We start from the raw sequence: 6,804 nt of genomic DNA on the forward strand, positions 1-6,804 counted from the left end.
TCCCCTGACGTGACGACATGGATGACAGCGACGAGAATCGCCGTCCACAGTCGCCCGCTGGAGCAGACCCGCGTCAGCGGCCATCTCCGCTACCGGCACAGACAGCTCGGCGCGGTCGTGTGCGCAGCGCACGCCGACGTCTGCTCAGAGCCGGGCCGGATCCGGGCCAGGATCGCCTTCTCCGTTCCTGGCCCGGTGGGGTCGGCCCACCCTGGCCGACTGCGTCCGGAACGCCGGACGCAACTCGTCCAGCACCGCACGCACCGCCGCGCGGGGTGGTGTGCTGCGCCGGAACGCCGCCGTGATGGTCCGGGAGACGGGGACGGTGAGCTCTGTCGTGGACACCTGGTAGCGCGTCGTGTGCGCGGCGAGCGCGGGCAGCAGCGCGACCGCGAGACCTGCCTCGACATGTTGCAGGATCAGCGTGTAGTTGCTGAACCGGCCCACGATCCGGGGCTCGAAGCGTGCCTGGCGGCACAGCCGTATCGCCAGGTCGGCCATATACGACTGCGGGATGTCGAAGGCCCACGGCTCGTCGGCCACGGTCACGAGATCCACCGGCCCGCCCCCTGCCGCGGGATGGCCGGGCGGCAGCACCAGCAAGACCGGGTCCTCGTCCAGAGGGACGAGAACCAGATCGGGGCCGAGCCGCTGTTCACTGAAGTCAGTGGTGGTGATGACAAGGTCGGCGTCACCGACGCGCAGAGCCGGGACGCTCTGGTGCGGCTCCAACTCCAGGAGCTGGACCCGGAGGTGGGGGTGGCGGGAGGCGAGCCGCCGCGCGGCGGGCAGCGCCATGGTGTGCACAGCGCTCTGGAAGGCGCCCAGGCGCACGAGGCCGGAGGGTTCCTCTCCGAAGCCGTGCAGCTCCGTCTCCACGCTGTCCATGTGGTCCAGGATCGCCCTCGCCCGCTGTGCCAGGATCAATCCGGCCGAGGTCAGACGGACCCGGCGGCCGGTGCGTTCGAGTAGTTGTGTGCGGGTCTCGGACTCCAGCACGGAGAGCTGCTGGGACACGCTCGACGGGCTCAGCCGGGCCGCTTGGGCCACGGCCCGGATGGTGCCGAGTGTGTCCAACTGGGTGAGCAACCGCAGTCTCCAGGGGTTCATCACGTCGCCACTCTATTGTGCGGGTCTGCCGAACAGCACGGCCGGAAATGTGTGATGGACGCGGCGCTCGCGACCGTCCTACGGTCGTTCGCATGGTTTCCACGACGACCGCCACCGACTCCGACGCCCGCGCGTTCTGGGCGCACGCCGACCGGCACCTGATCCGCTACGGGGGAGGCTTCACCCGCGAGATCATCGAGCGTGCCTCGGGGAGCTTCGTGTACAGCGCGGAGGGCCGGAAGATCCTTGACTTCACCTCGGGGCAGATGAGTGCGATCCTCGGGCACTCCCACCCGGCGATCGTGGCTACGGTGCAGCGGCAAGTGGCCACCCTCGATCACCTCTACAGCGGAATGCTGAGCCGCCAGGTCGTGGACTTGGCGCGGCGGCTGGCCGGTACCCTGCCCGCCCCGCTGGAGAAGACGCTGCTGCTGACCACGGGCGCGGAGTCGAACGAGGCGGCGATCCGGATGGCCAAGCTGGTCACCGGAAAACACGAGATTGTCTCCTTCGCCCGGTCCTGGCACGGCATGACTCAAGCCGCCGCGTCCGCCACCTACAGCGCGGGCCGCAGGGGCTACGGGCCGTCGGCGCCCGGCAACTTCGCTATCCCGGTGCCCAACGCCTACCGCCCCGACTTCACCACCTCCGACGGCGGCCTTGACTGGCGCCGTCAGCTGGACTTCGCCTTCGATCTCATCGACGCCCAGTCCACCGGCAGCCTGGCCGCCTGTCTCGTGGAGCCCGTCCTCAGCTCCGGCGGCGTCATCGACCTTCCGCCCGGCTATCTCGCAGCGCTGAAGGAGAAGTGCCGTGAGCGTGGGATGCTTCTGATCCTCGACGAAGCCCAGACGGGCTTGTGCCGCACCGGTACCTGGTACGCCTTCGAGCGTGACGGTGTCGTCCCCGACATCCTGACGGTCTCCAAGACCCTGGGCGCGGGCCTGCCCCTCGCTGCGGTGATCACCAGCGCCGAGATCGAGCAAGAGGCGTACGACCGCGGTTTCCTGTTTTTCACCACCCATGTGTCCGACCCGCTGCCGGCCGCGGTAGGGCTGACCGTCCTTGACGTCCTTGCCGCCGAACGCCTCGACGAGCGCGCCCGGGACCTCGGCGGATTGCTCCGCAGAGGGTTGGAGGAGATGGCGCTCCGCCACCACATCGTCGGCGATGTTCGCGGACGCGGCCTGCTCATGGGCCTGGAGCTGGTCACTGACCCCGAGACGAAGCAGAGCCCGGACGTGCTGGGGGCCCGGGTCACCCGCCGCTGTCTCGAACTGGGTCTGCACATGAACATCGTGCAGTTGCCCGGCATGGGCGGGGTATTTCGCATCGCGCCACCACTGACGGCCACAGAGGAAGAACTCTCCCTCGGCCTCTCCATCCTGGACACCGCGATCGGCGAGGTGAACCCGGCGGGCTGAGCCGTTCCGACCGGTCGTCACCGGACGCGAGCCCCCACCCGGCCGACACGGGACACCGGGCGGGCGCGGGCGCGGAGAGTGTGATGCGTCCCCGCCGGGCTCATCGACGGCCTCATCTCCTCTTGCCGCGCCGCCCGCCGCCGTCCTCCTGCGGTGCGACTTCGTACTCCGCCACGGTGTCCGGGCAGTCACCGGCGCCCTTCTCCAGTGCGGCCTGTTCCTCCGTCTCGACGGTGAGCTTCCTGGCGGTGGCGGCGAAGTCGAACCGGCCGAAGAGTGACAAGGATCCGGCCCAGTGGCTCCTGCCGGCCGCGTCCGCGCAGTGCACCTACGCCTCGGACCGGGTCGCCACCGAGCTCCGCTCGCCTCCCGATGCGGACATCGCACAGGTCCCGGACGACAGCCAGCGCCAAAAGCAGCTCCCGTCACTGATCGGAGATGGTGAGAACGGTTCAGGGATCCCGAAGGTACCTCAGTCCGCGCACTGTTGTGGGAGAGCGGCAGCCTCGTGGTCACCAGGTTGAAGACTCACGAAGGCTCAGCGCAGCCCACGGGATGTCGCGCTTCAGGACTCGCGGGACGGCGGGACGATTGGGGTATCGGCCGGGTTCACTCCTGCCGGGTCCGGGATCTCGAGCGTGACGTCCGTCAGTGGACGTCCCGAGCACGCCAGTACGTAGCCTTCCGCCCGCTGGCGCGGGGTCAGGCAGTTCGGTTCGTTCTGGGTCACCTCTCCCTGACGCAGCCGCAGCGCGCAGTCACCGCAGTTGCCGACCGTGCAGGAGTAGGGCATCGGCAGACCCGCGGCCAGGCCCGCGTCCAGCAGGGTGCGGCCGGGTTCGACCGTCGCATGCCGAGGGGGGCGGCCGTCCTGTTCGACGGTCATCTCCCGCGGCACGGTCGCCGCGCCGCCGGTCTCCAGGGCGGAGGCGAAGTCCTCGCGGTGCGTGTACCCGTCCCGGATTCCCAGCTCGGTCAGGACGACCTTGACTGTGTCCATCAGGGGTCCGGGGCCACACGTGTAGTAGTGGGCGTCCCGGGCGGGTGACAGGCCGCTGATCCACCGGCGCACCCCGGCCGCGTCCAGGCGGCCGTCTCTCTCGGTCAGGACGTGGGTGACGGAGAGCCGGTCGGGGCGCTCTCCGGCCAGCCGGGCCAGTTGGGCGGCGAAGAGGATCTCGTCCGGGGTGCGGCTGCTGTACAGCAACGCCATCCGGTCCCGGCCGCGCAGGTCGGCGAGCCGCGCGCGGATCATGCTCATCATCGGGGTGATGCCGCTGCCCGCCGCGATGAGCACCGTCTCAGCCGGTGGCCCGGAACCGGCGTGGAATGACCCCGACGGTCCGTGCACGGTGAGGAGTTCGCCGGCCCGCAGGTCCCGGTGGACATGGGTGGAGAATCGGCCGCCCTCGACAAGCTTGACGGTGACCTCCAGCGTGTCCGCACCTGGCGCGGAGGACGCCGAGTAGGCCCGCCGCACCAGGTCTCCCCCGATCTCGGCGGTCAGAGTGAAGAACTGTCCCGGCCGGAACTCGAACCGGCCTCGGCCTCCGTCCGCGTCCTCCAGGACCAAGGTGGCCGCTTTCGGCGTCTCCGCGCGCACCTCGGCGACCCGCACCTCCCGCTCCGGTGCCCGCCGCCGGACGGCGGTCGCCGAGGTGCGGCGGGCATGAGCGCGTCTCCTGCCGTCCTTGGCTGCGCTGCCGTCGCCGCTGTCCTCCCTGTAGCCCTCCTTGCGGAGGCCGGAGGCGTAGGCTCTGTCCATCAGCAGCCGCAGCAGCCGGGGAATCCCCGGCACTGCCCCGATTGCCTTCAGCAGGAACGCGGGCGGAGTGCCCTTCGCGCCGGCCGCGTTGGTGGCAAGTTGTTTCCCCGCCAGCGCCATCAGGTCCGGCACCGCACCCCGGTCGGGACGTGCACCCGGCGTCCACAGCCGCGACCGCACCACGGCGTCCGCCACGCTCACCTCTGCGTCCTCGACGTGGACGAGCAGCGCCAGGTGCGGAGGCGTCCCATCGAGCGCCATCGTCGCCAGCAGCGCCGGGTCGTCCGTGATCGCACCCCGGCCGCGGACCGTCAGCACCCCCTCTCGGCCCGGGACGAGCGCCGCCATCGACAGCCGGTCGTCGCGCACAAGGTTGTGCAGCGAGTCGGCGCGTTTGTTGCCCCTGCGGTCCGGGATGACGAGGGTGCGATCGTCCAGGATCCGCGCCACTGGTCCCCGGTCCCCGCGTGGGCTGGTGTCGCTGCCGCCCGACGCGTCCCAGGTGGAGAGCGCGAGGAACGGTGCCGCCGCCAGGAAACCGGCTACACCCGGCCGCGCGAGCGGACCGTCACCGCTGAGCACCGGAGCCGGGATGTCGGCGATCGGAGCGGGGGGCTGCCACAGGCGGGATCTGAGGACTGCCTGGGCGCAGTGCACGTACGCCTCCGCGACGTCCACCCACGTGCGGGTGCCGTCGTGCCCGGCGACGGTTCCGTTGATCCGCAGGATCTCTCCCACCCCGGGCAGCAGGTAGAAGAACGAGGCCGGGCCGCGCGGTGCGTGGGGTCCGTGGTGGGAGAAGGAGAACCTGGTGGGCGAGTGGACGCGTGTGAAGCCGGGCGTCCCGCCGGCGAAGGCCGTTCTGCTGATACCGTCCGCGTCCCGGTGGCCGAAGGCCGCGATCGGACTGTGGGCGAGGACGGTCCGACAGCCCTCGTCGAGAGCACCGATCTGCTTGAGCACGACCATCGGCAACGGTTGTCCGATGACGGCCTCGACCTCGTCCGCCGTCGTCAGCCGGCGCACGTCGCCGTCTCTCTCTGCCCGTCGCACACCGACTCCTGTCGTTGAAGGGGAAAAGCGTCTTCGTTCGCGGAGCGCCCCCCGTTTGGTCCGCTCCACCGTCCGGAGCACCCGCTCACACGCTGTGGGCACGTGAGCGTCACAGGACGTGGGTCGCCGCGGTCCGCCGCGTGTTCCCGCAGCTCATGACACTATTGTGAGCAATAGCTCAACTCTTTGGCTACTCGCCTTTCGCCGCTCAAGGAGGACGCCCGGATGCCCTCAGCCGATCGTCGACTTCAGCCACGTCGCAGGCCCCGGCAGGCGCGCGCCGAACTCACCCGTGAACGCATCCTCGCCGCCGCTGCTCACGTTTTCGTCGAGCAGGGGTACGCGGCGGGGACCACCAACCGGATCGCCGAACAGGCCCGTGTCTCCATCGGCTCGCTTTACCAGTACTTCCCGAACAAGGACGCGATCCTGGCCGAGTTGCTCGTCCGGCACATCGACCGCGGCACGTGGAGCCGGGGCGAACAGCTCGACCTGTCCCCCGGGTCCCTGCAGGACCTCGTGCGGACGCTGGTCCGGGACGCGATCGACAACCACCGCGACGACCCTCAGCTACTGCGGATCATGATGGAGGAGGCGCCCCTCTCCCAGGACATCCTCGACACCATCGAACGGCACGGGAAAGAGCGCGTCGGACAGGTACGCGACCTGCTCGCCCTGCACCCGGACGTCCGGGTGCAGGCCTTGGACATCGCGGCCGAACTGATCGTGTTCACGGTGGAGATCAACACCCACAAACTCATGGCCGACCCCCGGGGTGTCCCTGTCGCCACCTTCGAGCGGGAACTGGTCGACATGGTCACCCGGTACCTGCGGGGCTGAACTCGGCCGCGCCGGGAAGCGAATGTCATGGCGTGCTCGGAGCGAAGCGCGCACGTCGACAGAAAGATGTTCCACCAAGGCATCGTGCGCAGCTACCGGGCTTCCTTGGCAAGATCTTTTGAAGACACGCCCTAGATGTATTGACCCGCAAGGTTGTTGACGCGGTTGATCGGGGGCTGGCCCCCGAGTGCGGTGTGGCAGCGGTGGTGGTTGTAGGTGTGAGGGAAGTCTGCCAGGGCTGTGGCTCGTTCGTCATCTGACGTGTAGGGCCGTTGGTAGGCCCACTCGTCGGCCAGGTTGCGGTTGAAGCGTTCGACTTTGCCGTTGGTCCGGGGCCGGTAGGGGCGGGTGAGTTTGCCGGCAGCGCCGAGTCCGGCCAGGGCGGCCTTCCAGGCCAGGCCCTTGCGGTAGGCCCAGGCGTTGTCGGTGAGGACCCGTTCGAGGCAGGTGATGCCCTGACTGTGGAAGAAGGCGGCCGCGCGGGTGAGGAAACCTGCGCAGGTCGCGACCTTCTCGTCGGGGTGGATCTCGCTGCAGGCGAGGCGTGAGTGGTCGTCGACGGCGGAGTGGACGTAGTCGAAGCCCATGTTGCTGCGGGTGGCCCGTCCGGCC

The 6,804-nt window shown here is 69.6% G+C and carries 6 protein-coding genes; 2 read left to right on the forward strand and 4 right to left on the reverse strand.

Annotated features, from left to right (window positions below):
• Positions 1-144: 144 nt before the first annotated feature.
• Entirely contained in the window at positions 145-1,110 is a 966-nt protein-coding gene (locus ABZ172_RS28770; RefSeq protein ID WP_356888065.1) for a LysR substrate-binding domain-containing protein, read from the reverse strand.
• A gap of 92 nt (positions 1,111-1,202) precedes the next feature.
• Between ABZ172_RS28770 and ABZ172_RS28775 the strand changes: the two genes are divergently transcribed.
• The gene (locus tag ABZ172_RS28775; RefSeq protein ID WP_356888067.1) at positions 1,203-2,534 is read left to right on the forward strand and encodes an aspartate aminotransferase family protein; all 1,332 of its coding nucleotides are present in this window, start codon (positions 1,203-1,205) and stop codon (positions 2,532-2,534) included.
• A gap of 112 nt (positions 2,535-2,646) precedes the next feature.
• On the opposite strand, the gene ABZ172_RS28780 is transcribed toward ABZ172_RS28775, so the two are convergent.
• Together ABZ172_RS28780 and ABZ172_RS28785 are read right to left on the reverse strand one after the other, a co-directional pair.
• A complete protein-coding gene (locus ABZ172_RS28780; RefSeq protein ID WP_356888069.1) occupies positions 2,647-2,817 on the reverse strand; it encodes a hypothetical protein in 171 nt (56 codons plus the stop codon).
• 282 nt (positions 2,818-3,099) lie between these two features.
• A complete protein-coding gene (locus ABZ172_RS28785; RefSeq protein ID WP_356888071.1) occupies positions 3,100-5,352 on the reverse strand; it encodes a 2Fe-2S iron-sulfur cluster-binding protein in 2,253 nt (750 codons plus the stop codon).
• Between the two features lie 225 nt (positions 5,353-5,577).
• Between ABZ172_RS28785 and ABZ172_RS28790 the strand changes: the two genes are divergently transcribed.
• The gene (locus ABZ172_RS28790; protein ID WP_356888073.1) at positions 5,578-6,192 is read left to right on the forward strand and encodes a TetR/AcrR family transcriptional regulator; all 615 of its coding nucleotides are present in this window, start codon (positions 5,578-5,580) and stop codon (positions 6,190-6,192) included.
• Positions 6,193-6,323: 131 nt separating this feature from the next.
• Here ABZ172_RS28790 and ABZ172_RS28795 read toward each other — a convergent pair.
• Positions 6,324-6,804, reverse strand: a 481-nt coding sequence (locus tag ABZ172_RS28795; protein WP_356888075.1) for an integrase core domain-containing protein, incomplete at its 5' end; no start/stop codon positions are given.

The organism is Streptomyces sp. NPDC006296 (genome assembly GCF_040613235.1).
GTDB lineage: Bacteria > Actinomycetota > Actinomycetes > Streptomycetales > Streptomycetaceae > Streptomyces.